Origin of the sequence: Ruegeria lacuscaerulensis (assembly GCF_013031245.1) — a bacterium.
Classification (GTDB): domain Bacteria; phylum Pseudomonadota; class Alphaproteobacteria; order Rhodobacterales; family Rhodobacteraceae; genus Ruegeria; species Ruegeria lacuscaerulensis_C.
The window spans coordinates 151,981-173,812 of record NZ_WPZL01000001.1 but is presented as its reverse complement, the minus strand read 5'-3'; the positions used below and the strand labels follow the sequence as shown (position 1 = coordinate 173,812).

Sequence of the window (21,832 nt, the reverse complement as noted above, 5' to 3'; positions counted from 1 at the left end):
CAGATGGTGACAAAGCGCAACAGACCGCTAGTTCGGCAGGCACTTCCATTCGTCGATTACCTGCCCTCCTCTGACAGCCAACAGTAGCCCGAACTGGTTCAGCACAGCCTCACTCTGGGTCGGCCGCAGCAAGGCGACGTCACCGGCGGCGACGTCAGCCGACTTTGGGCCGGTCCAGACTTCCTGATTGCTGGAACGGCCAAAGATCGAGGAATAACCGAACCCATCCGGGAATATGGGCTGCGCCAGGAAATGCCCGCCAAAGATGGCAAGATCCATCTTGTTGCGAGGCAGAAAATCCAACCCCGGCAAGGAATTGCCCGGCATAGTCTTAAGAACAGGTGTCGCGATAAAGGCCGCAGGTTGGAAGCCCTGCGTTGTGGCGTGATCAAAATCGCCGGGCTTGACCAGAATCGAGCCAAAAGCGACCTCATTTGCGACTTCGTTTGCTCCATAGGACTGAAAGGTCAGGCTGCCCCCCGTGTTCAGGCAAAGCCCTGCCCCCGAATTTGGCAGTTCAGTAACCGCGCGCATGAAGGTGTCCGCGCTGATATGGCTCGCACGTCGGCGCAGAATGCTTGGCAGTTTGGCCAGATGCGCCTCATACCCCATCACACCTGCAAGCTGCGCTTTCGGATGTAGTGTGATTTTCTGAACGACATCGGCCACTTGATCAGGATAGAAGCCACCTCTGTGCAAACCAACATCCAACTCGAGCGACAGGCGCAGCGAGGACTGCGTTTCGGCAGCAAGAGTAAGGTAAGCGTGCAGTCGTTCCTGCGTGTCGATCAGCCATTGGACACGTTCCGCAGCATCCGGATGGGCCTTTAATACCCGCGCTGCCGAATTGACGGGCAAGGGCTTGCCAATCAAGTGGTCCGTCTCAGGTTCGGCCTCCAGCAGTGCCAACAGCATCGACTCGGAAAAGGTCATCACGCCAGACGTGGGGATCAACCCCCGGATATGATCCAGCAGCGGCAGACAGGGCAGAGACTTGGCGACCAGACGGCGATTCAGGCTAGCATCTGAACCGCGCATGGCCCGCACACAGTTTTGCTCCAGCCGATCCAGATCGACCACTGAAACCGGTGTATCCACGCCATAGGTCCGCAACCCTTCGGACAATGTCTTCAGGTACGCAGTCATGGTTGAAACAACCTGGCAAGGGCCGGTGTCAGGAACTTGCCCTTCGGGTCCAACTGCTCCCGCAACGCACAAAACCGGTCGAAATCCGGATAAAGTCCTGAAAGTTCTTTGTATGACAGGCTGTGCATCTTGCCCCAGTGCGGGCGCCCGCCAGCCTCGACGAACAACGGTTCCAGCGCGTCGAAGTAACGGCGGTGATCCTCAGCCGCATCCGTGTGTATGGCAACAGAGATACGCGGACCGCCCTGAAACGGAGAAAGGCACGCGGTGTCCCCTGCAGTCTGGCGCACTTCGATCGGGAAATAGATATCTTTGTGATCCCGGTGCAGACGCGTCAGGACCTCATGCAGGACGTCTGCGGCAAATTCGGGAGGCAGGTGGTATTCCATCTCGTTGAACCGTATGCGCCGATCACTGCACAGAACGCGCCAGCTTTCTCCAACGTAATCTTCATCCGACTGCGCAAGGGTCAGCAGCCTTAACAGGGCGGTGCGCAAACCTCCACTGACCCTGCCTGTGTTTCGTGCCAATTTCAGAACTTTGACGGCAATCATATCCAGATCACGCGGAGCCCTGCTCTCGGGCGCGTCCGTCAGATCGTGCCGGATTTCGACTGTCTTGCCCGAGAATGGGATACAGAAGAACTCGAAATTCCGGTTATCGGCCCAGTTCTGGTGCATACTGGCCAAGCTGTCTTCCAGCGCGGCCAACCGCACCCTGCGGTGCAGGTTGTATTTCGGAACCACCGAGATTTGTGCTTCGGTCAGAACACCCAGCATCCCAAGTGCAACCTGTATCATCTCAAGCGGGATATCATCCGTGGACAGAATATCACCGTCCGCTCCAATCAGCTTTGCGGCGGTGATTTCCGCCGCAAGGCAAGGCAGGTCGCGCCCCGTGCCGTGCGTCGCGGTCGATACCGCCCCCGCCAGCGATTGCGCATTGATGTCCCCGAGGTTGCGAAAGGCCAATCCCCGCTCCGCCAGCTTTGGCGACAAATCCCGCAGTCGCGCGTTGGCGTTGACCCAGGCCCGGTCATTTCCAACTTCGCCCAAGGTTGGCAAATCAAGGCCGGAAAGGTCGAGTATCCGATCACCGCCAGCGACAATGGGCGTGAACGAATGGCCTGCTCCCACGACCCGCAGACTATGCCGTTGCGCCACCACCTGCTGAAGCTCGGCAATAGACGAGGGGCGGCTGACCGGCGTGTCAGCGCGTTCGGTTCCGGCCCAGTTGGTCCACATGTACATTCTCCTCCGGGTCGGAGGATTGCAGCACATGGAGGCTGAAACAAGTCAGGATTACAGCAGCTTACCCAACGGGAGCTTCCGTCAGGCCGCAGCTACGCGTTGCGCGGTGACGCGTTCGAACCACGCGGTCACGGCCTCAATGTCCGGAGCGATCTGCTCGGCCGCTCCGTCGGTGAACTCTTCGAACTTTTCCTTGTTCAGGCTGTTCACACCGACCAACACCGGGATATCCAGCGCCAGGGCCTCGGCAATCACGGGACGAAAGCCGCGCCCGTCGGCCTCATGCTTACCGAACTTGTTGATGATCAGCAGCTGCGGCGCATCTGCCAGCGAAGCAGTCACATAACCAACGGCCTGCTCCAGCGCTGCCGGATCCAGACGGCATCCTCGTGCTTGCGCCCCCAGTGATTGCGAGATGCGGATGGTCTCGCCTTCCGGCAAGACCCGGACATCCATGTCGCATTTGCTGCTGTCGGTGCATTCCGTGTTGGTTTGAACCACTCCGGCCAACCGTGCGCCGGTACTCAGAAGACGCTCGGCAACGGCGCTTAGAAGGCGGTCGGTTGCGCCGCGGTCGGTCGTAGTGACATAGGCCAGATACATTCAGAGACCCTCTTAGTCCAAAAGTGTGACATTCCAGATAGCACGCATGACCCCATCCGACCACTCCCCCTGTTACGGCAGCGGGGAAAGCCCGATCACAGGTGCGTGCAGGTGAAGCAGTACCGCAAATACAGCGAGAGCAACCAACCCAATCCATCTGCTTGGCCAGGGGTGTGGCGCACGCAGGGAAAAGCGTGCGGTATTGCGGGACAGGCGTATCCATTCGATCCCCATCTCCCGTGCGTTGCGGCGGTCAATCAGGGCCATACCCATTGCTGCAAAGCCTGCAAACAGGCCGAACAGGATGACGTGAGACAGGCTGCCATTGGCCAGCAGATGCGCGCAGGCCCACAGCATGAGCGCGGCAAGAATCGGGTGGCGTGTTGTGCGCAGGATGCCGGGGTTTTCAGGATCAAACGACCGATGCCCCAACCCGCCAAAGGAAAACGGGTTCTCGATCGACAACCCAGCAATCGCCAGCCAGCACACGACCGGCATGATAAGCAGCGGAGCCCAGCGAAAGATACCGAGCGGCGGAATGACCTCGACATACGGGGCCTGCGCCGCAGCGATGATTAACCAGCCCAGCACGAGCAGGGACAAAACAGAATAAGCGGCGAAGTACCTTCTGCGCCCCATAGATTCGATCAGACGCCCACGCACGGCTGGCCGCGCTGGGACGACATGCGTCAGCAGAAAGGTGATCAGTGCTGCAAGGAATAGGCCCCAACCGGTCATGGTATTCTCCGAAGGTGTTTGGCCCGGTTTAGGCCGTCACTCCGGGCCGGTCCTTGTCCGAAATCAAGTCGGGTTCTGACGTGGTGGCAATGGGGCGGACGCGCCGCCCCTGCCCCAATTTACAGGCCAAGTGCCTTGCGCCGTTCCTCGGCAAAACCCTGCACCATACGGTCGGCGATCAGGGCAAGGATGGCCATCGCCGCTCCGGCCGAGATACCCAGCCCCACATCCGCCTGCCCCAGCGCCAGATAGATCGACTGGCCCAGACCGGTGGTGCCGATCAGGGCAGCAATCACCAGCATGGCGAAGGCATAGAGGATGGTCTGGTTCAACCCCAGCAGGATTGTCGGCGCCGCATAGGGCGCGCGGACGTCGCGCATGATCTGCCACTCGGTCGCACCGCTTGAAATGGCGGCCTCCATCATCTCTTCCGGCGTGTTGACCAACCCGTGCCGTGTGTAGCGGATCATCGGGACGATGGCGTAAGCACAGATCGCCAAAAAGGCCGAGAATTCACCAATCTGGAACACCATCAGCACCGGGATCAGGAATACGAACAGAGGGATCGTCTGCAGCATGTCGCAGATCGGGCGGACAATTTTCCACACCGGCTCCCACACAGCGCTGGCCAGACCGATCAGGCCACCGGCCACGGCACAGGAAAACACTGCTGCGCCGCTAAGGTAAAGCGACAGCAGCGCCCGTTCCCACAGCCCCGACACGAGGATGGTGCACAGCAGCCCAACCGACAGTGCCGACAGACGCCAGCCGCCCGCGACCCAGCCCAGCGCGGCGGCTCCGGTCAGGACAAACGGCCACGGCAGGTTCGCGATGCCGGTTTCCAACATCCCGATCAGGATCAGCACGACCAGACCACCAGTCAGATGTCCGCGCCACGCCATCAGCAGAGCGATCACCGCGCCAACGGCAAACAAGCCGTAGCTCATGGCAGGTGTCCACTGGAAACCCCAGGTGAAAGGCAAAACCGCCTGATCCAGACCAATCCGCAGCGGTAGCAATACATAGAACAAAGAGTTGTTCTTGAGGGCATCCAGCCAAGGGCCGTTCGCCTGGGTGAAGGCCGTCAGCCCGCTATCCACCGCCTCGGCCATCGGGTCCAGCAGCGTCAACTCGGATGGGTTCGGCAACCACGCCCAAAAGGCAGCTGTGAACAGCACGGCAAAGCCCAGCACAACCCAGACAACACGTTGGTCATAACGCTTACGCTCGGTCGCCAGAGTGCCGCTCATGCGGTCGATCACCACGGCAAAAACCACGATCACCAGACCGGCCATCAGGGATTCTCCGAACTGCGCCTTGCGCATTGTCAGCAGAACCTCCCAGCCGATGTCATTGAACCCGCCGATGACGGCAGCAATGATGACCATTGACAGGGCTGCCATCAGGCATTGGTTCACACCAACCATGATCTGCGTCGCGGCGGCAGGGATTTCGACCTGAAACAACTGCTGGAACCGCGTGCCACCGGACATGATGGCGGCCTCTTTGATCTCGGGCTCCACCCGCTCCAGCCCCAGCATCACATTGCGCGCCATCGGTGGGGCCGCATAGATGGCCGAGGCGATCAGGCCCACCACAGGGCCAAAGCCGAACAAGAGAAGCAATGGGGTCAGGTAGGCGAATGTCGGGACCGTCTGCATCACGTCCAGCACGGCCTGAACGAAGGATTTTACCTTAGGCACCTCGTTTGCAAGGATGCCGATTGCTCCGCCAACGATCAGCGCAACGGGGACCGAGACTGCAACCAGCGCCAGCGTATTCATACTCTCGGCCCAATAACCTGAGGCCAGCACAAAGCTGAGACCAAAGAACCCCAGCGCCGCCATCGGCAAACCGCCCAGATACCAGCCCAGCGCCGTGACTAAACCGATCAGGATCGGCCAAGGTGTGTTGCCCAGAACATAATTGGCCGCATCCATCGGATAGGTCATCAGATCGGAGAACAGCCGCATCACCGGTTTTATGCCATTCAGGAACCAGTCCAGAAATGCCCCGACCCATTGTGTTGCCGGCAATTCCCAAGTGGTCGGCCATTTGACCAACCAGGGTGCGGTCCCTTCCAGCGCCAGACATACCGCGCCGACAATTACTGTGATCAGCGCCGCTTTGGCGCCCGCCGTCAGTCTCGCCGCGTGCTGAGAGGGGATGTCCGTGACTGCCGTCATGTCTCATCCACCTGCAACGCGGCGGCCAGGTCGGACGGGTGAACGTTGCCGACAATGTTGCCAGCCTCGTCGCGCACCGGCACCGGCTCATACAGCTCCATGCAATGCGCAAGCGCTGCGTCCAGTGTCATCGCCGTGGTCAGGCCCGGATCATCCGGCCCGCATTCGCCCTCGCCGCGCATGACCGAGGCAACTTTGGCGTGCTGGCCCTTGGCCACGTCCTTGGAGAATTCACGCACGTAATCATCGACCGGACGCAAAACGATATCCGTGGGCGTTCCGATTTGAACGATTTTGCCGTCGCGCATGATAGCGATGCGGTCAGCGAGTTTCAGCGCCTCCGCGATGTCGTGCGTGATGAACACAATGGATTTCTTCAGCGTCGCCTGAATGCGCAGGAACTCGTCCTGCAGCTGACGGCGGATCAGTGGATCCAGGGCCGAAAACGGCTCATCCAGAAACCAGATATCGGGGTTCACGGCGAGACTGCGCGCGATACCAACACGCTGGCGCTGACCACCTGAAAGCTGGCGTGGGAAACTGTCCTCCCGACTTTCCAGCCCGACCAATGAGATCACTTCCTGCGCGCGGGCCAGCCGTTCCTTGCGGCTGATGCCTTGTACCCGCAGCGGATAAGCCACGTTTTCGGCGACAGTCATATGCGGGAACAGGCCGAAATGCTGGAACACCATGCCCAGCTTTTTGCGGCGCAGTTCGGTCAGGGCTTTCTTGGATGCTCCGATTACGTTTTCACCATCCACTCGGATTTCACCGCCCGTGCCGGGCAACAATTGCGAAATACAACGGATCAGCGTGGACTTACCCGATCCCGAAAGTCCCATAATGACGAACAACTCGCCCTCATTGACTTCGAAGTTCGCGTCCTGAACAGCCGGGATGAACCCGTGTTCACGCAAATCGGCGGCGGCTTTGTCGGCGTCATTCCCTGACCGAGACAGCGCGTCGGTCAGGGCTTTGTCAGCACCGGGGCCAAAGACCTGCCAGAGATTCCGGCAGGCAATGGCTGGTGAAATAGCGTCGGTCACTTAAGCGGACTCACTGGGTTGCCGCGTCAACAACAGGACGCCATTTGCCTTCGTTCTCGGCCATCCATGCGGCGACAACTTCTTCGACGGACCCGCCGTCAACATCGATCGCGCCCATCATCGGCTGCTGGTCTTCGACCGCCAACTGATAGTTGGTCAGGATTTCATAGGCGGCAGGCCATTTGTCTGCCATGCCGCTCCACCCAGCCTTGAAAATGCGCGACGGCGAGAAGTCACAGTCGTTCACGGCGTTCGGGTTCGGTCCCCAGGCCGGGTCGGTGAAACATGCTTCTTCACCTGCGGGCAGGTCAACAAACTGCACATCGTAGGCCGACATCGCCCAGTGCGGCTGCCAGAAGGTGATCAAAAGCGGTGATTTCCGCTCGGTCGAGGCGCGCAGTTCTGCGATCAAGGCACCTTCGGAACCTGCAGGTACTGCTTTGAAGGGCAGTTCCAACCCTGTCATGCGGTCCGCGCCAGGGGTTCCCCAATCAGCCGGGTAATCGACCAGACGGCCACCGGGCAACGTTTCAGCCGTGGCAAATACCTGAGCACAGTCCTTGAGTGCTTCCCAAGCGGGCAGGCCCGGGCACAGGTCGGCTACGTGCGCGGGGTACGCGATGCCTTCTTTCGCATCCAGACCCAGATCACCAATTTCGACGACAGTGCCCTCGTCAATCTTCTTGGCGTATTCGTCCGACACGTTGGACGACCAGATTTCCAGCGTCGCGTCGATGTCACCGTCTGCCAGAGCCTGGAACTGGTTCATCATACCCGCGGTTACATATTCCACGTTGTACCCGGCGGCTTTAAGCATCTCACCCGCCACATGTGTCGTTACGTGCTGGCCGGTCCATTCGTTGATCGCCAGCTTGATCGGCTCATCAACGGCGCCCATGTCCGCCGCATAGGCGGAACTGGCGACGGCCATAGCCAACAGGCTTACACTGAGTTTCTTCATCGACATTCTCCCTGTCTTATTTTGTTTTTGCCCACCCCGGCGCTCTGTCTGGTGCCGGAAAGCTTGTCGAACGACAATACCATGTCGCAACATGCACAAAATTAGCCGGAAAAGGGAAGTGAACAGTTTGAACCGGGGCGGAATTACTCGCCTCTCAGTCTGACAATTTCCCCCACCTGCTGCGCCATGAAAATCGTCCACCCCTTGTGCTTTGGCTTTCTTGGGGGTCGAGACGTTGACTGACGAGTCAATCACAAACCCGAATCCTCTATTTTGTCGAGCTTTTCTTTTACATTTCAGTTATTTTTTTGCGCCGCTCTAGGGGGTCAGGCGGTCGGAGACCCGTGAAAGTGCGCGATCAGAAGCCTTGCAACCGGCCGCTCAACACGCAACCCTACCGGCGGAGGACGCCGCAAATGCACACTTTCGACGAGATATTCGCCATCGCCGCTGACCGCCACGGCGGCCCGGACGCATTGGAAAAAAAGCTGAGCAAACCCAAAAGCGTGACCGAACTTGCCGCCATGCCCGATGATCGCTGGTTGTCGGTCATTACCAAGACCATCTTTCAGGCCGGGTTCAACTGGAAAGTCATCGAAAACAAATGGGACGGGTTCGAAACTGCTTTTGACGGGTTCGATGTCGGGCGGTGTGCCTTCATGGATGATGAGAAATTCGACTCGCTACTTCAGGACACCCGTATCGTGCGCAACGGGACCAAGATCGCGACAGTCCGGGAAAACGCCGCCTTTCTTCTTGAATTGCGCGAAGAAGGGGGTGTTGGCCATGTTTTGGGCGGCTGGCCCTCGACGGATTATGTGGGCCTTCTGGCGATGCTGGGCAAACGTGGATCGCGCCTCGGCGGTGCTTCGGCCCAATATGCCATGCGGTTCGCGGGCCGGGACAGTTTCATCCTCTCTCAGGACGTCACCGCGCGGTTGATTGCCGAAGGGGTGATTGACAAGGCATCCACCTCTAAAAAGGCTATGGCGGCCGTTCAGCGGGCCTTTAACACATGGATGGGCCAATCCGGGCGGACGCTGACGGAAATCAGCCGGGTTTTGGCGATGAGCCTGTGAAAACTGGTTGCAGAGCGAAGGCATCGCATTAGGCTTCAATCATGGCTTTCCGCATTTTGATGATGTTTCTCTTCCTGCTTGCCTCCTGCGGTCGCCCGCTGACGGATCAGGAGCGCGCCTTTGCCAGCGCCATGCAGGGTGACACGCTGAATCTGGATCAGGTGCGTCTGGTCGAAGGGGCTCCGGTCGCGCCGATAACCTTCTATCGCAAAGAGCGCCCGCGCCTTGCCTGTCGGGAACGCATTCTTCCACCACCCGAAGAAGGTATTGTCACGGCGAAACCCGCCGCCGTGGCGCTGTTCAACAGAGTGTATTTCACGCGTGATTGGTATCTTGAGGACTATATGTCCGAGTTCCCCGAACAGATGGATCTGGTGGCTGCGATGCTGCTGGCCCATGAACTGACCCATATCTGGCAATGGCAGAACCGAAGGACCACCGGCTACCACCCCCTGCGCGCCGCGGCCGAACATGGCGGCAACAAGGACCCCTACCTGTTCGACCTGAGCACCTCACCCGATTTTCTATCCTACGGGTTCGAGCAACAGGGCGCCATTGTCGAAGAGTACGTCTGCTGCCGGGCACTGGACCCAACCGCGCCGCGCACCCGGCGATTGCACGATATGCTGGGCGCGCATTTCGATCTGTCTCCTCTACCGGAATCACAGCGTGAACGCGACATCGTTATTCCCTGGAGCGGCGCCAAGATTGACGGCATTTGCCGCTAAGGCTCAATTCCCTTGCAAGGTCTCAAGATAGGCGACCAGATCAACAATCGGCTGGCTTGTCAGGATCGGCTGACCTTCATGCGTTTTCATCGAGGTGTCCTGACCATCGAAATATGGTCCGTAGACAGGCATCGGGCTGCCGTGACTGACCAGCGGGTCACGCCCATCGATCCGCGCCACGACCCGAGCGGTTGGAAAAACTCCGTCCTCACCTGCAAGCTTGGTCAGGTCAATCGGCTGAATGACCAGGACACCGGCCATTGGACCATGCCCGGTTGCGTCAATCCCGTGACACGTCGCGCAGTAATGCTGAAACAGTTCAGCACCGGTTTCCACATCCTGCGCGCTGACTTGGGACGCCATCGCCAGCATGCCTATAGAAACTGCACTCAGTATCGGTCTGATCATCGCATCCTCCTGTCACAATTGACATTTGCAGGCTTGCCCGAGGTGCCGCTTGGCGCAATGATCCAGATCAACGAATTGCGGCGCAGAGGGTACAGGCAATGACACAATACGCAGCTATAATGCTGGCAGCCGGAATTGGCGTGCCGATCCTTGCGGCATTGAACGCGGCATTGGGCAAGCTGATCGGATCGCCAACCGCCGCGGCTTTGGTCCTGTTCGCCATCGCGTTTGCATCGTCCGCGTTGGTCTTGTTGCTGTTTCCGGGCTTCGGAGCGCTGTCAAAAGTGGCGGACGCCCCCAAACACCTGCTGCTGGCAGGCGTTCTGATCGCGTTCTACGTGCTGTCGATCACCCACGTCGCCCCGCATTTTGGCGTCGGCAACGCGGTGTTCTTTGTACTGCTGGGGCAACTGATCAGCACGGCGGCCATCGACCATTTCGGCCTGTTCGGCGCGCAGATTACGCCGCTGTCTTGGATCCGTGCAGGCGGTATCGCCGTGATGGCCTTGGGCGTTGCAATCACTCAACTGGCTTGAGCATACCCGCCTCCAGCCGCAGCTTGCGGTCCATCCGCGCGGCAAGGTCCATGTTGTGCGTGGCAATCAGCGCCGAAAGCCCCTCGTCCCGAACCAGCGCCATCAGCGCGTCAAACACCTGATCCGAGGTCTCAGGGTCCAGATTACCTGTCGGCTCATCGGCCAGCAGAACCCGAGGCTTGTTGGCCAGCGCCCGACAGAAAGCCACGCGCTGTTGCTCGCCGCCCGACAAAGCCGCCGGACGGTGATCGGCGCGCGGCGCGACGCCGACTCTGTCCAGCAAAGTCATCGCCCTTTCCTGCGCCACCTTCTCTGACACGCCATTGGCCAGCTGCGGCAGGGTGATGTTCTCCAGCGCCGTGAATTCGGGCAGCAAGTGGTGGAACTGATAGACGAAACCCACATCCTGACGCCTGAGTGCCGTACGGCTGCGGTCGCCCTTACTTTTTACCTTCCGGCCCGCGATCTCGACCGAACCGGCATCGGCAGTGTCCAATAACCCGGCTATGTGCAGTAAGGTCGACTTGCCTGCGCCCGAGGGTGCAACCAGAGCCACCGCCTCACCACCACGCAGTTCCAGATCGGCACCACGCAACACCTGAACCTCTCCCGGAGTGCCTTTCAGATAGGTCTTGGTCAGACCGTTCAGCCGCATCGTCACATCATTCATAGCGCAGCGCCTCAACCGGATTCAGCCGCGCCGCGCGGCGGGCCGGGAAATAGGTGACAAAGAAGGACAGACCCAGAGACAGCCCAATCGCCTTGAGCACATCCGACAGGTGCAGCTCGGCGGGCAGAGCATAGATGCCCCGAATGGACGGATCCCAGACCCCGCCGCCCATCACGTAGTTCACGAACGAGAATATCGGGTCGATATAGATGGCAAACAGGCAGCCAAGAACAACACCCAATGCGGTGCCGATGATGCCCGTGAAAGCACCACAGATGAAGAACACCCGCAGCACCGACCCTTCGCTCAGGCCAATAGTCCGCAGGATACCGATATCCCGGCCCTTGTTTTTCACCAGCATGATTAGTCCCGAGACGATGTTCATTGCCGCGATCAGCACGAGGATCGACAGGATGATGAACATCACGTTGTCCTCAACCTCAAGCGCGCGCAGAAAGCCGCCCGATGCGTCCTGCCATGTCCAGATCTGACTGCGCTCGCCCGCGGCCTCAATGATCGGGATCAGGATCGGTGTCAGCTCTTCCGGTCGCTCGACCATCACCTCAATTTCGTCAGCGACGCCCTCCCGGTTAAAAAAATTCTGCGCCTGATCGAAGGGCATGTAGACGCGCGTGCGGTCGATATCGTAGCGACCGGCTGAAAACAAATAGACCACGCGATAGGCATTCACCCGTGGCGAGGTGCCAAAGGCGGTTTTCACCCCGTTTGGCGAAGTCAGCTTAACGGTGTCGCCGACGGCTGCCCCAATACTGCGTGCCACGCCCGAGCCGATGGCGATCACGTCTTCGCCTTCGTGAAACAGCGACAGATCGCCGACGGCCTGTTCACTTTGGGCAACGCCGGGCAGGTCGAGCAGATCATCGGGGTGGATGCCAAATACCTCAACGCCACTACTGCGGTCGCGATTGGTGATCAGCACCTGCCCTTTGACCAGTGGTGCAGCACGGACCACACCGGGCACCTGTGCGATACGGTCGGCCATGTCATCATAGTCTGCGATAGTTCGGTCCAGACGCCCCTGCGCATCGAAATTGCCAGAGGAATACACTGTGACATGGGCATTGGCCCCCAGAATGGTGCCGACGAACTCAGACCGGAATCCCGACCGCACGGCTAGCGTGGCAATCAGAGCAAATACGGCCAGTGTGATCCCGATCAGAGAAATCCAGGTCATCACGCTGACACCACCCTCGGCGCGGCGCGCACGCAGATAGCGCCAGGCGATTTTCCATTCAAATGGGGCAAAGGGCGGGGGTGTATTGGCCATGCCTGCTCCGGATGTTTTGTTCGGCGCGACCCTTTCGGCATTTCGCCGGATGGTCAAGCCGGTTGTCTCTCTTCCGGGGTCTCTGTTCGGGCCAATAAGCGGCTTCGTACCAGGATCGCTGACACTCGTTACAGGAACGAATACTGCAAGCACCAAACCACCCAAAAACGAATCAGCAAAGCTCGGATGAGTGGGGCTGCATCGGATTTAAGGAGATCACCCTGAAACGAACTTAAACCCATAGTTGTGATCCTATTCACAGACATGTCGCCATTGTTTCAGCTATGAAACCAATACTGGCAAAGCGCGATAAACTGAATTCAAAATGCAACATTTTGGTGCGCAATTTTATTTCGTGTTTTGCTAAGTTTATTTAACTTTGTTACCACTTTTAGTGGGGGAGTAAATGGTTTTAAGAGCGGGGGTCGCTCATGAGTATTCGACTTGAACTTGAACAGAAGGGCGCAATTTCGGCCCACAGAGCATCAACAGAATTGGATTGTGAAACAGCCGCATTACTGCGCGCCACGATCCGCCCGGCATTCTCCAGCGCAGTAAGCTGGAGCGGCCTGACAGAAATCCTGAGAGACAAGGGTTATCGCCTCGCCTTTCGGCAAGGGCGGCTTTGCATCACTGATCGCGACACAGGCGACCGGGTTTGCGGGTTGCGGTTTTTAGGGTTCGAATTCAAAGACCTTGTGCGCCGTTTAGGCCGGCCAATCGTCGTAGCGCGGGGCAGTCACGCCGATGGCGATATTCTGACCGCACGGCCAACAGTGGGCGGCGTTTAATAACGCCTCCAGAACTGAACCGACCGGCGCAGAGTTTTTGCAAGGCTAAAGAGCGCTGCGTGTGCAGTCATAGGCTGTGCAAGCGATTTCAACAGAATTGCCGATGAAACCCTTACCGGCAGTTGTCCTTTCCTGAACCACTCAATGCGCTGGCTTTCGTCGTATCCGGACATATCGCAAAACTCGCCGAAGTTCTTTCGCCAGCATTCAGCCATTTCAGCACCAACTGCATCGGCATCGGCCGATACTCCGCCTTTTCGGAAAAGCGATAAAGGTGTTTGCACTTTGTGACCCTGATGGCCAGCCAAAATCATGCGCAGAAGCATGTCGTAATCGGCGACAATGCGGAACCGCAGGTCATGCCCCCCCAATTGCTGAAACAGAGATTTCCGGATCAGCATCGCATTGTGACCAAAGGGCATTCGTTGAAGGATAGATTTGATGGTTAAGCGACGCGCATGGCGCTGACTGCCATCTTCATCGACGAAAATCGTTTCGCCATAGATGAAATCCGGTCGGGTTCCCTTTATCGCGTTACTTATGTTGAGCAGACAGTCGTCACCCGGAATCAAGTCGTCCGAGTTCAAGAACAGAATATACTCTCCGGCACAAAGCTCGACGGCTTTGTTCATCGCGTCATAGAGGCTCTGATCGGGTTCGCAAAAATAGCGGACCGGAATACAATCCGCCGAAGTTGAAATGCCTTTGATCGCCTGCTTGAGCAATTCCTGAGTGCCGTCAGTCGACTTTCCATCCCAGATCACGTGTTCGACGTCTCGAAAACTCTGGCTCTGGACGCTGTTCAGGGCGCTAAGAATTGTTTCTTCGCGCCCCTCCTCGATCAGGTTTCTGGTAACGGTGACAACCGAGATCAGCGGCTGACGGAGATTCTCAGGCGATTTGCTCATAGATCTCGGCGATTCTGGTGACGGCGGCCTCGGGGCTCAGTTCCTCGCTTTCGCCGGTACGGCGGTTGGTCAGTTCGACCACGCCGTTCTTCAGACCACGCGGGCCGACGGTGATGCGCCATGGCAATCCGATCAGATCCATTGTGGCGAATTTGCCACCTGCCCGCTCTTTGCGGTCGTCATAAAGCGGTTCCAGACCCAGCGCAGTCAGCGCGCTGTAGATCTTATCGCAAGCTGCATCCGCTTCTTCGTCGCCTTGCTTGAGATTGACGATACCGCAGTGGAACGGTGTCACGCCTTCTGGCCAGATGATGCCCTTGTCATCGTGGCTGGCCTCGATGATAGCGCCGATCAGGCGGCTTACGCCGATGCCGTGGCTGCCCATGTGCACCGGAACCGGCTTGCCATCGGGGCCTTGGACCGTCGCGCCCATCGCCTCCGAATACTTGGTGCCGAAATAGAAGATCTGTCCAACCTCGATCCCGCGCGCCACACGGCGACGTTCCTCGGGCACCTGATTGAACAGCGCCTCGTCATGGGTTTCATCCGTGCGGGCGTACTTCGAGGTAAACTCTTCGAGGATCGCCTGACACTGTTCCCGGTTGTCATAGTCGATCTCACGATCACCAAAGGTCAGGTCAGTGACTGCGCTGTCATAGAAGACCTCGGACTCACCGGTATCGGCCAATACAAGGAACTCATGCGTGTTGTCGCCGCCGATCGGGCCGGAATCCGCGCGCATCGGGATGGCCTGCAGGCCCATGCGCTCGTAGGTGCGAAGGTATGTGACCAGATGGCGGTTATAAGCGTGCAGCGCATCTTCTTTCGACAGGTCGAAGTTGTAACCGTCCTTCATGTAGAACTCGCGCCCTCGCATCACGCCAAAACGCGGGCGGATCTCGTCGCGGAACTTCCACTGGATTTGATAAAGCGTCAGGGGCAGGTCCTTGTAGCTGTTGACGTGACCGCGGAAGATGTCAGTGACCAGTTCTTCGGCGGTGGGGGTGAACAGCATATCCCGGTCATGCCGGTCCCTCATACGCAGCATTTCCTGACCGTAGTCATCATAGCGCCCGGATTCACGCCACAGGTCTGCCGACTGGATAATTGGCATCTGGATCGCGATATGGCCTGCGCGCGCCTGCTCCTCATGGATGATATCCTCCAGCTTGCGCAGCACTTTGAAGCCCAGCGGCAACCAGGAATAAATCCCGGCGGCGGCCTGTTTGATCATGCCTGCGCGCAGCATCAACCGGTGGCTGACGATCTGAGCCTCGGACGGGTTTTCCTTGAGAACGGGCAGAAAGTAACGGCTGAGGCGCATAGATTGACCTTCAAAGGTGAGAATTCGACTTCAAGGCTGCTTATGCCAAAGCCCCGCCGGGGGCAATCGTGCATTGGCGATTTTGCGACCTCAGGTCAGTCGGTTTTTGGATTGACCCGTCAGTTGTGAACTTCAAGTGTGAAAGAATGTATAGTCCAAGAGGCGCCAATGCAGACCATTCAGGAACCCACCTGTCAGATTCCCGTTGTCGATAATGCAGAAGTTCTGGTCAACGGATCAGGCCCCGCCGCGCTGGCGACAATGCGTGCGGTGTCCGAGGTGTTTCTGGTCGACCGGTTCACGCCAAACTGCGTCGACAGGGCGTGAGGTTTCGCTAATGGACCGTATCCCTACAATCGACATTTCCCCGTTGCATGACACTGCCCATCCTGAATACGAGCAGACTGTTCGGCAAGTGATGGATGCCTGCACACAGATCGGATTCCTGTCGATCACGGGTACTGGCATTTCTCAGGAAACCGTTGCAAAGGTTCGCGCCTGCACTCGTGCTATCTTTGACGTTGATGAAAGCTCCAAATGGGATCAGGCGATCACCCGCGAAAACTATCGCGGGTACATTCCGATGGGATTCTTCACACCGAATGACGGGTCAGGCCAGGCCGACAAATACGAAGGCTACAAACTGCATCACGAGGTGGCCAGCGACGCACCGGTCCGAATGGATTGTGCGCTTTATGGTCCGAATAAATGGCCTCGTGAAGTGCCCGAGGCTGGTGCGGTTATTCTCGACTACTGGTCTCAGCTTGATCGCGTAGCAGACGTACTTCTGGGGGCTCTCGAAACGGGTCTGAAGGTTCCCGTGAACGTCTTGCGCGATGCATTTCGCGACCCCATGACCAACATGACCTTGCTGCACTATCCACCCCAAGCACCGGATGAGGGCGGCTATGGTATTCATCCGCACAAGGACACCGACGCTCTGACTATCATCGCCCCCGATCCCGTGGGCGGGCTTGAAGTGCAGACCCGCGATGGCGGCTGGATCACACCGGACTGCCCACCGGGCGGGTTCGTCGTCAATATCGGCGATATGCTGGAACTGTGGTCAGGTGGTCGGCTGAAATCCACACCACACCGCGTGGTCAATCGTTCGGGCAAAGAACGCTATTCTTTCCCCTATTTCGCTGTTCCTCGCCATGATGTGGTTGTCGCGCCCCTGCTCGCACCACTTCCAGGTTTTGACCGCCCGTCCGTTCACTGCGGCCACTGGTCGGCCGAGATATGGCGCACCAACTGGCCGAATGAAACGGCACATGATCACACACCGGAACTGGGTACGCTCAACGACTAGCGACCCAAATTCGCCTACGGCATGAAGCGCTTGCATCACAGGGCCGCATACGCCAAGAACACCTGCAAGGGCCGAAAACAAGGGGACAGCAATGGCTTTGCCGGTGAAGGATCAGCTCAGGTACTGGGGGATTGCCGCTGCGGTATTTGCGGTGCTGCTTTGGGCGCTTGGCGATGTTCTTCTGCCCTTCGTGATCGGCGGAGCGATCGCCTATTTCCTTGATCCTGTCGCGGACCGGCTGGAAAACATGGGCCTGTCTCGCATGGCGGCAACCGGGATAATCACCATTGTCGGGGTACTGAGCTTTGTTCTGGCCATTCTGATGGTCGTGCCCGCGTTAATTACACAGCTGATCGATCTGGTTGAGGTGTTACCCAGCCTGTTCAAAGAACTGCGCGGCTTCGTCGAAAAGCAATTCCCTTCTTTGTTGGACCGTGAATCCAGTTCGCATCAGGCGCTGGTCTCGCTGGGCGAGACGTTGCAGTCCAAAACCGGAGACGTGCTGCAATCGGTTGTGGCCTCGTTGGGGTCCGCGATCAACGTGGTTGTCCTGCTGGTCATTGTTCCGGTCGTGGCGGTCTATCTGCTGCTGGACTGGGACCGCATGATCGCCCGCATCGGAGAGCTTTTGCCCCGTGATCACGCCCCTACGATTAAGCGTCTGGCCGGGGAAATCGATGCCGTTCTGGCCTCGTTTGTGCGCGGCATGGGAACCGTCTGTCTGATCCTCGGTACTTACTACGCCGTGGCACTCATGGTTGTTGGTCTGCAATTCGGGCTGATCGTTGGCTTTATTGCCGGTCTGGTCACATTCATCCCCTATCTTGGTGCCCTGATTGGCGGCGCGCTGGCCATTGGTCTGGCCTTGTTCCAGTTCTGGGGCGACTGGACCCAGATCGCGCTGGTCGCAGGTATTTTTGCGCTGGGTCAGGTGACCGAGGGCAACTTTCTGACCCCCAAACTGGTCGGTAGCTCGGTCGGTCTGCACCCGGTCTGGTTGCTGCTGGCGTTGTCAGTTTTCGGCGCGCTGTTTGGCTTTGTCGGCATGCTGGTCGCGGTACCCGTTGCAGCCGCACTGGGGGTGGTGGCGCGGTTTGCCACGTCAATCTATCTGGACAGCCGGCTATATACCGGCCTTGAAGGGCTGAATCAGGAAAAAGAATGAATGGCCCGACAACTGAGCTTTGATCTTCCGGCCAAGACTGCCTTGGGTCGTGAGGATTTCTTTGTGTCACCCGCCAACGCGCTGGCCGTTGCGATGATCTCGGCCACGTCCTGGCCCGGCAACAAACTCGTGCTCAGCGGCCCTGCCGGTTCTGGCAAGACGCATCTGGCACATGTTTGGGCGGCAGAAACGGGGGGCAGGATCATTCAGGCCCGGGATGTGCGCTACGACGATGTGCCCAATCTGGCCCGCACCCCGATTGCGGTCGAAAATATCCCGATGGTCGCAGGCGACATCGAACAACAAAAGACCCTGTTTCATCTGCACAATCTGGCCCTTGCCGAGGGGCGCGCCCTGCTGATGACCGGTCGGCTGGCGCCGAAGCTGTGGCAACTGCCCCTGCCGGATCTGCAAAGCCGTATCGAAGGCGCGCATCACGTCGCTCTGGACCCGCCAGATGACGCGCTTTTGGGGGCCGTTCTGGCCAAACTGTTCGTTGATCGCCAGCTGAACCCTGGTCCAGAAGTAATTGCTTATCTGGTCAAACACATGGACCGGCGATTTGAAACTGCTGCCGAGGTTGTCGCGCGCCTTGATCAACTTGCCCTGTCGGAAAAGCGCGAGATCACACGTGCGCTGGCAGTGAGGGTTCTGAACTCGGACTCAAAAGATGTCGAACCTGACAATTGACCCGCAACTGGCGATTTCGCAAACTGCGACCGGAAAATCTGGAAATGATATGGATCAGACTGTCGAAACCGACATCCCGGATTGGGGACCTTTCGGAAAACCTTTGTTCGACAACCCCGAAGCCCGCGCCCTTTCGCGGGTAGGCGTTGTCGATGTCGGATCGAACTCGGTTCGGATGGTGATCTTTGACGGAGCGGCGCGGTCGCCAGCCTATTTCTACAACGAAAAGGTCATGTGCGAGCTTGGGGCCGGTCTTTCGGAATCCGGGCGTCTCAACCCGCGCGGACGTGTACGTGCACTAGCCGCTTTGCGCCGATTTCAACAATTAGCCGACGATCTTGGTCTGCCGGGACTGCATGTCGTGGCCACCGCCGCGGTACGCGAGGCCAAGGATGGGCCGGATTTCTGTGAAGAAGTGAAGTCCGAAACGGGCCTGACGGTATCGGTCATTGACGGCGCCGAAGAGGCGCGCCTGTCCGCTCAGGGCGTTCTATTGGGCTGGCCGGGTGCGTACGGGCTGATCTGCGACATCGGTGGATCTTCGATGGAACTGGCCGAGATCGGCGGTGGTGATGTCGGAAGGCGCGTGACCTCCGCTTTGGGTCCATTGAAACTGCGCGATATCAAAGGCGGGCGCCGTGCGCGCAAGGCGCATATCAAGACGACGATGGAAGACCTTCGCAACCAGATGGGTCCGCAACGGGACCGTCTGTTCCTTGTCGGCGGCAGTTGGCGGGCTTTCGCGCGTCTGGACATGCTGCGCCGGGGCTATCCCCTGAACGTTCTGCATGAATACCGCATGACTACCAAGCAGGTTCATCAAACCATCAAATTCATCGAAAAAGGTGACCCGGACAAACTGCGCAGCCAAGCAGGCGTGTCCAGTTCCCGCATGGCGCTGATCCCCTACGCGATGGACGTGCTGGCGCGGTTGATCCGCACGTTCAAACCAAAAGACATCGCGATTTCGAGCTATGGCATCCGCGAAGGGCTGCTGTACGAACAGATGTCGCAAAACCTGCGCGACTGCGACCCGCTGATCGAGGCCAGCCGGTTCTCGGAGGCTAAGGATGCTCGTCTGCCCGGTTTCGGCAAGCACCTGTATGATTTCGTGATGCCGGTGTTCAAGTCCGCCCCACCCGCGCGGATTCGTCTGGTCAAGGCGGCCTGTCTGTTGCACGACGTCAGTTGGCGCGCCCATCCCGATTACCGCGCCGAGGTCTGTTTCGACAACGTAACCCGCGCCAATCTGGGCGGTCTGAAACATTCCGAGCGGGTCTTCATCGGCCTCGCCCTGCAGCACCGGTATCGCAACAAGCGCGAAGGCAACCGGTTCGAACCGCTATACAAATTGCTGGATGAGAAAGACCAGAAACAAGCTGAGATTCTGGGCAAGGCCATGCGGTTTGGCGCGATGCTTTGGATGCAAAGCAATGCCAAAATGGGGACTTTGCGTTTCTACCCGAAAAAGCGCCAACTCGAACTGCGGCTGCCTTCGGCGGCTGTCCCTCTGTTCAATGAGGTCGCCAAGGCGCGCCTGAACTCACTGGCGAATGCCCTGAAGTCCGAAACCCGAGTGATCATCAAAGGCTAAAGTCAGATTTCCGTTGCCCCGTCCGGCTCTTCTTCGGATTGCTCAGGAATGTCTTCAGGGTCCTGGGGCGGTTTTTTCCGGATGATGATGTCACCATTTGGCAGCATCTCGGGCGTTTCATAGGCGCTCCAATCCTGAACCTTGCCGGCCAGTTCCGCCAACGCAGGGCCCATTTCCTCGATAAAGGACTTCATGGCCGGACCAAACTGATCGGCAAGTCCAAGCAGGTCGTCCAGCGCCGGCTCCATTTCCTGGCGCAACCCTTCGAAGAAAAGTTCGGCCCCCTGCTCCATCAGCGACTTTCCAGTGTCTTCCTCGGCGCTGGCAGGAAGTGCCAGGGTCAGGGTTATCGCGCAGATCGGAATAAAGTGTTTCATGACGCAAAATATAGGCGGTACGACCACTTGATGAAAGGTCAGAGGTCGATATCCAGCGTGACGGGGAAATGATCGGATGCGGTCAGCAATGCCGCGTGCAGATCTTCTGAGGTCTGACAGGCCGCGTCCCGAAAAGGGTGCCAGATACGCCAGTTTGGTTTGCGCGCGCGCAGGTTGTCGCTGATCATGATGTAGTCAAGCAGAGCCTCAAGAAATTGCCCGTCCGGGCGGGCAAACCGGGCGGTCGAAGGAGGGTTGCCCGACGGTGCCCCAAATGCGGTTGCCGCATGCGGATCGAACATTCCGGCCTGCAACACGATCTCGACCGAGGATCGTCCGAACAGGTGTTCGAACTCATCCAAGCCCGGGCCGTCATTCAGGTCACCCATCAGAATGACGTGCTCCCCCGCGTCGATATGCACCTCAACCCGCCGGGAAAGCCAAACGGCTTGTGCCAGTTGCTTGCGCCGGTTCGCGATCGAGATGCGGATCGCCTCGTCCCGCGTCTGGGCCCCGTGCGGCGCCTTGGATTTCAAATGCGCGCCGATCAGGCGGAACTGCCCCCCTGCGCGGGTTTGAACGGCCAGTTCCATTGGTGGCTTGGAAAAGCGCACGTGGTCTTCGGTCGCATCAATATCGAGATCGATGTGAAACACGCCATCAAAACGCGGAGCTGACTTCTCGTCGTCCTTCGGATCATGGCGAACCGTCAGCACAGCCGGATCGTATAGCAAGGCAAGCTCTTGATGCGTGTCGTTGGCAAACCCCATCACGGCATGGGATGTGCGCAGATCGAAGGCTTCGGCAAAGTTCTGCAGCGCGCGGATGGTGTCCTGCGTTTTTCCTGTATTCGGTGCCTCGACAATCAACACCGCGTCCGCATCGACTGCGGTCAGTACCTTTGCAATCGCCTCAACCTGCTGCGCCTTGGTCACGTCGTGGCGAGCGGACCAGCTGTCATCGACAAGCAAGTTATCCTTGCGATCAAACAAGTTGGCAAACCATTCGATATTGTAGGTCGCCAGCCGCATC

General features: G+C 58.5%; 23 protein-coding genes. 9 read left to right on the top strand and 14 right to left on the bottom strand.

The window, feature by feature from the left end; all coding sequences use genetic code 11:
* Nucleotides 1–27: 27 nt before the first annotated feature.
* The 7 genes from GOX66_RS00905 to GOX66_RS00875 form a co-directional block, all read right to left on the bottom strand.
* A complete protein-coding gene (locus GOX66_RS00905) occupies nt 28–1,146 on the bottom strand; it encodes an alanine racemase (protein ID WP_170758717.1) in 1,119 nt (372 codons plus the stop codon).
* Nucleotides 1,143–2,390, bottom strand: coding sequence for a D-arabinono-1,4-lactone oxidase (locus GOX66_RS00900; RefSeq protein ID WP_170758715.1), 1,248 nt, complete (start codon nt 2,388–2,390; stop codon nt 1,143–1,145). Before GOX66_RS00900 ends, GOX66_RS00905 begins: the two co-directional genes overlap by 4 nt.
* Nucleotides 2,391–2,477: 87 nt before the next feature.
* Nucleotides 2,478–2,999 carry a DUF2478 domain-containing protein gene (locus GOX66_RS00895; RefSeq protein WP_170758713.1) on the bottom strand — a complete coding sequence of 174 codons (522 nt, stop codon included), beginning with the start codon at nt 2,997–2,999 and terminating at the stop codon, nt 2,478–2,480.
* 72 nt (nt 3,000–3,071) lie between these two features.
* The gene (locus GOX66_RS00890) at nt 3,072–3,737 is read right to left on the bottom strand and encodes an NnrU family protein (RefSeq protein WP_170758711.1); all 666 of its coding nucleotides are present in this window, start codon (nt 3,735–3,737) and stop codon (nt 3,072–3,074) included.
* A gap of 119 nt (nt 3,738–3,856) precedes the next feature.
* Nucleotides 3,857–5,923, bottom strand: a complete 2,067-nt coding sequence (locus GOX66_RS00885) for an ABC transporter permease (protein WP_170758709.1) — start codon at nt 5,921–5,923, stop codon at nt 3,857–3,859.
* A complete protein-coding gene (locus GOX66_RS00880) occupies nt 5,920–6,969 on the bottom strand; it encodes a betaine/proline/choline family ABC transporter ATP-binding protein (RefSeq protein ID WP_170758707.1) in 1,050 nt (349 codons plus the stop codon). Before GOX66_RS00880 ends, GOX66_RS00885 begins: the two co-directional genes overlap by 4 nt.
* 10 nt (nt 6,970–6,979) lie before the next feature.
* Nucleotides 6,980–7,930, bottom strand: a complete 951-nt coding sequence (locus GOX66_RS00875) for an ABC transporter substrate-binding protein (protein ID WP_170758705.1) — start codon at nt 7,928–7,930, stop codon at nt 6,980–6,982.
* A gap of 416 nt (nt 7,931–8,346) precedes the next feature.
* Between GOX66_RS00875 and GOX66_RS00870 the strand changes: the two genes are divergently transcribed.
* Both GOX66_RS00870 and GOX66_RS00865 read left to right on the top strand, forming a co-directional pair.
* Nucleotides 8,347–9,009: a DNA-3-methyladenine glycosylase I gene (locus GOX66_RS00870; protein WP_170758703.1), complete on the top strand. Its 663-nt coding sequence runs from the start codon at nt 8,347–8,349 to the stop codon at nt 9,007–9,009.
* Between the two features lie 41 nt (nt 9,010–9,050).
* The gene (locus GOX66_RS00865; protein ID WP_170758701.1) at nt 9,051–9,737 is read left to right on the top strand and encodes a hypothetical protein; all 687 of its coding nucleotides are present in this window, start codon (nt 9,051–9,053) and stop codon (nt 9,735–9,737) included.
* Between the two features lie 3 nt (nt 9,738–9,740).
* Here the strand turns inward: GOX66_RS00865 and GOX66_RS00860 are convergent, their stop codons facing one another.
* Nucleotides 9,741–10,145: a c-type cytochrome gene (locus tag GOX66_RS00860; protein WP_170758699.1), complete on the bottom strand. Its 405-nt coding sequence runs from the start codon at nt 10,143–10,145 to the stop codon at nt 9,741–9,743.
* 98 nt (nt 10,146–10,243) lie between these two features.
* On the opposite strand from GOX66_RS00860, the gene GOX66_RS00855 reads away from it, so the two are divergent.
* On the top strand, nt 10,244–10,681 hold the full coding sequence (locus GOX66_RS00855) for a DMT family transporter (protein ID WP_170758697.1): 438 nt from the start codon (nt 10,244–10,246) through the stop codon (nt 10,679–10,681).
* Here the strand turns inward: GOX66_RS00855 and GOX66_RS00850 are convergent.
* Nucleotides 10,665–11,351 (bottom strand): ABC transporter ATP-binding protein, encoded by a 687-nt coding sequence (locus GOX66_RS00850; RefSeq protein WP_170758695.1) that lies wholly within the window; start codon nt 11,349–11,351, stop codon nt 10,665–10,667. The genes GOX66_RS00855 and GOX66_RS00850 overlap by 17 nt on opposite strands.
* On the bottom strand, nt 11,344–12,639 hold the full coding sequence (locus GOX66_RS00845) for a lipoprotein-releasing ABC transporter permease subunit (protein ID WP_170758692.1): 1,296 nt from the start codon (nt 12,637–12,639) through the stop codon (nt 11,344–11,346). Before GOX66_RS00845 ends, GOX66_RS00850 begins: the two co-directional genes overlap by 8 nt.
* A 431-nt stretch (nt 12,640–13,070) precedes the next feature.
* Here GOX66_RS00845 and GOX66_RS00840 point away from each other — a divergent pair, with 431 nt between their 5' ends.
* A complete protein-coding gene (locus GOX66_RS00840; protein WP_170758690.1) occupies nt 13,071–13,430 on the top strand; it encodes a hypothetical protein in 360 nt (119 codons plus the stop codon).
* Here the strand turns inward: GOX66_RS00840 and GOX66_RS00835 are convergent.
* Both GOX66_RS00835 and proS read right to left on the bottom strand, forming a co-directional pair.
* Entirely contained in the window at nt 13,427–14,338 is a 912-nt protein-coding gene (locus GOX66_RS00835; protein WP_170758688.1) for a glycosyltransferase family 2 protein, read from the bottom strand. The two genes, GOX66_RS00840 and GOX66_RS00835, sit on opposite strands and share 4 nt — an antisense overlap.
* A complete protein-coding gene (proS, locus tag GOX66_RS00830; protein WP_170758686.1) occupies nt 14,322–15,662 on the bottom strand; it encodes a proline--tRNA ligase in 1,341 nt (446 codons plus the stop codon). Before proS ends, GOX66_RS00835 begins: the two co-directional genes overlap by 17 nt.
* 168 nt (nt 15,663–15,830) lie before the next feature.
* On the opposite strand from proS, the gene GOX66_RS00825 reads away from it, so the two are divergent.
* The 5 genes from GOX66_RS00825 to GOX66_RS00805 all read left to right on the top strand — a co-directional run bounded on the left by GOX66_RS00825 (nt 15,831) and on the right by GOX66_RS00805 (nt 20,423).
* A complete protein-coding gene (locus GOX66_RS00825; RefSeq protein WP_170758684.1) occupies nt 15,831–15,989 on the top strand; it encodes a hypothetical protein in 159 nt (52 codons plus the stop codon).
* Between the two features lie 10 nt (nt 15,990–15,999).
* Nucleotides 16,000–16,974, top strand: coding sequence for an isopenicillin N synthase family dioxygenase (locus GOX66_RS00820; protein WP_170758682.1), 975 nt, complete (start codon nt 16,000–16,002; stop codon nt 16,972–16,974).
* Nucleotides 16,975–17,065: 91 nt separating this feature from the next.
* Nucleotides 17,066–18,139 carry an AI-2E family transporter gene (locus GOX66_RS00815; RefSeq protein WP_170758680.1) on the top strand — a complete coding sequence of 358 codons (1,074 nt, stop codon included), beginning with the start codon at nt 17,066–17,068 and terminating at the stop codon, nt 18,137–18,139.
* The gene (locus GOX66_RS00810; RefSeq protein ID WP_170758678.1) at nt 18,140–18,829 is read left to right on the top strand and encodes an HdaA/DnaA family protein; all 690 of its coding nucleotides are present in this window, start codon (nt 18,140–18,142) and stop codon (nt 18,827–18,829) included.
* A gap of 49 nt (nt 18,830–18,878) precedes the next feature.
* Nucleotides 18,879–20,423, top strand: coding sequence for a Ppx/GppA family phosphatase (locus GOX66_RS00805; protein WP_170759274.1), 1,545 nt, complete (start codon nt 18,879–18,881; stop codon nt 20,421–20,423).
* A gap of 2 nt (nt 20,424–20,425) precedes the next feature.
* On the opposite strand, the gene GOX66_RS00800 is transcribed toward GOX66_RS00805, so the two are convergent.
* On the bottom strand, nt 20,426–20,800 hold the full coding sequence (locus GOX66_RS00800; RefSeq protein WP_170758676.1) for a hypothetical protein: 375 nt from the start codon (nt 20,798–20,800) through the stop codon (nt 20,426–20,428).
* A gap of 38 nt (nt 20,801–20,838) precedes the next feature.
* A complete protein-coding gene (locus GOX66_RS00795; protein WP_170758674.1) occupies nt 20,839–21,831 on the bottom strand; it encodes an endonuclease/exonuclease/phosphatase family protein in 993 nt (330 codons plus the stop codon).
* Nucleotide 21,832 lies beyond the last annotated feature (1 nt).

What these genes read in the sequence shown, in the direction of transcription:
- GOX66_RS00905 (WP_170758717.1), bottom strand. Translation starts at nt 1,146, where the DNA reads ATGACTGCGTACCTGAAGACATTGTCCGAAGGGTTGCGGACCTATGGC.
- GOX66_RS00900 (WP_170758715.1), bottom strand. Translation starts at nt 2,390, where the DNA reads ATGTGGACCAACTGGGCCGGAACCGAACGCGCTGACACGCCGGTCAGC.
- GOX66_RS00895 (WP_170758713.1), bottom strand. Translation starts at nt 2,999, where the DNA reads ATGTATCTGGCCTATGTCACTACGACCGACCGCGGCGCAACCGACCGC.
- GOX66_RS00890 (WP_170758711.1), bottom strand. Translation starts at nt 3,737, where the DNA reads ATGACCGGTTGGGGCCTATTCCTTGCAGCACTGATCACCTTTCTGCTG.
- GOX66_RS00885 (WP_170758709.1), bottom strand. Translation starts at nt 5,923, where the DNA reads ATGACGGCAGTCACGGACATCCCCTCTCAGCACGCGGCGAGACTGACG.
- GOX66_RS00875 (WP_170758705.1), bottom strand. Translation starts at nt 7,930, where the DNA reads ATGAAGAAACTCAGTGTAAGCCTGTTGGCTATGGCCGTCGCCAGTTCC.
- GOX66_RS00870 (WP_170758703.1), top strand. Translation starts at nt 8,347, where the DNA reads ATGCACACTTTCGACGAGATATTCGCCATCGCCGCTGACCGCCACGGC.
- GOX66_RS00865 (WP_170758701.1), top strand. Translation starts at nt 9,051, where the DNA reads ATGGCTTTCCGCATTTTGATGATGTTTCTCTTCCTGCTTGCCTCCTGC.
- GOX66_RS00860 (WP_170758699.1), bottom strand. Translation starts at nt 10,145, where the DNA reads ATGATCAGACCGATACTGAGTGCAGTTTCTATAGGCATGCTGGCGATG.
- GOX66_RS00855 (WP_170758697.1), top strand. Translation starts at nt 10,244, where the DNA reads ATGACACAATACGCAGCTATAATGCTGGCAGCCGGAATTGGCGTGCCG.
- GOX66_RS00850 (WP_170758695.1), bottom strand. Translation starts at nt 11,351, where the DNA reads ATGAATGATGTGACGATGCGGCTGAACGGTCTGACCAAGACCTATCTG.
- GOX66_RS00845 (WP_170758692.1), bottom strand. Translation starts at nt 12,639, where the DNA reads ATGGCCAATACACCCCCGCCCTTTGCCCCATTTGAATGGAAAATCGCC.
- GOX66_RS00840 (WP_170758690.1), top strand. Translation starts at nt 13,071, where the DNA reads ATGAGTATTCGACTTGAACTTGAACAGAAGGGCGCAATTTCGGCCCAC.
- GOX66_RS00835 (WP_170758688.1), bottom strand. Translation starts at nt 14,338, where the DNA reads ATGAGCAAATCGCCTGAGAATCTCCGTCAGCCGCTGATCTCGGTTGTC.
- proS (WP_170758686.1), bottom strand. Translation starts at nt 15,662, where the DNA reads ATGCGCCTCAGCCGTTACTTTCTGCCCGTTCTCAAGGAAAACCCGTCC.
- GOX66_RS00825 (WP_170758684.1), top strand. Translation starts at nt 15,831, where the DNA reads ATGCAGACCATTCAGGAACCCACCTGTCAGATTCCCGTTGTCGATAAT.
- GOX66_RS00820 (WP_170758682.1), top strand. Translation starts at nt 16,000, where the DNA reads ATGGACCGTATCCCTACAATCGACATTTCCCCGTTGCATGACACTGCC.
- GOX66_RS00815 (WP_170758680.1), top strand. Translation starts at nt 17,066, where the DNA reads ATGGCTTTGCCGGTGAAGGATCAGCTCAGGTACTGGGGGATTGCCGCT.
- GOX66_RS00810 (WP_170758678.1), top strand. Translation starts at nt 18,140, where the DNA reads ATGGCCCGACAACTGAGCTTTGATCTTCCGGCCAAGACTGCCTTGGGT.
- GOX66_RS00805 (WP_170759274.1), top strand. Translation starts at nt 18,879, where the DNA reads ATGGATCAGACTGTCGAAACCGACATCCCGGATTGGGGACCTTTCGGA.
- GOX66_RS00800 (WP_170758676.1), bottom strand. Translation starts at nt 20,800, where the DNA reads ATGAAACACTTTATTCCGATCTGCGCGATAACCCTGACCCTGGCACTT.
- GOX66_RS00795 (WP_170758674.1), bottom strand. Translation starts at nt 21,831, where the DNA reads ATGCGGCTGGCGACCTACAATATCGAATGGTTTGCCAACTTGTTTGAT.